Source organism: Paenibacillus sp. GM1FR (genome assembly GCF_002803315.1).
GTDB classification, from domain to species: domain Bacteria; phylum Bacillota; class Bacilli; order Paenibacillales; family Paenibacillaceae; genus Paenibacillus; species Paenibacillus amylolyticus.
The window spans coordinates 1-529 of the sequence record NZ_MKZL01000064.1 but is presented as its reverse complement, the minus strand read 5'-3'; the positions used below and the strand labels follow the sequence as shown (position 1 = coordinate 529).

The window sequence follows — 529 nt, the reverse complement described above, 5'->3', positions numbered from 1 at the left end:
GGTGCCCGTACCGCAAACCGACACAGGTAGGCGAGAAGAGTATTCTAAGGCGCGCGGAAGAACTCTCGTTAAGGAACTCGGCAAAATGACCCCGTAACTTCGGGAGAAGGGGTGCCCCGGTAGTGTGAATAGCACGAGGGGGCCGCAGTGAAAAGGCCCAAGCGACTGTTTAGCAAAAACACAGGTCTGTGCGAAGCCGTAAGGCGAAGTATACGGGCTGACGCCTGCCCGGTGCTGGAAGGTTAAGGGGAGTGGTTAGGAGCAATCCGAAGCTGTGAACCGAAGCCCCAGTAAACGGCGGCCGTAACTATAACGGTCCTAAGGTAGCGAAATTCCTTGTCAGGTAAATTCTGACCCGCACGAATGGCGTAACGACTTGGGCGCTGTCTCAACGAGAGATCCGGTGAAATTTTAATACCTGTGAAGATGCAGGTTACCCGCGACAAGACGGAAAGACCCCATGGAGCTTTACTGCAGCTTGATATTGAATTTGGGTACGATCTGTACAGGATAGGTGGGAGCCTTTGAA

The 529-nt window shown here is 53.3% G+C and carries 1 rRNA gene; it reads left to right on the top strand.

Annotated features, from left to right (window positions below):
• A 23S ribosomal RNA gene (locus tag PAEAM_RS29325) occupies window positions 1-529 on the top strand; the annotation flags it as partial.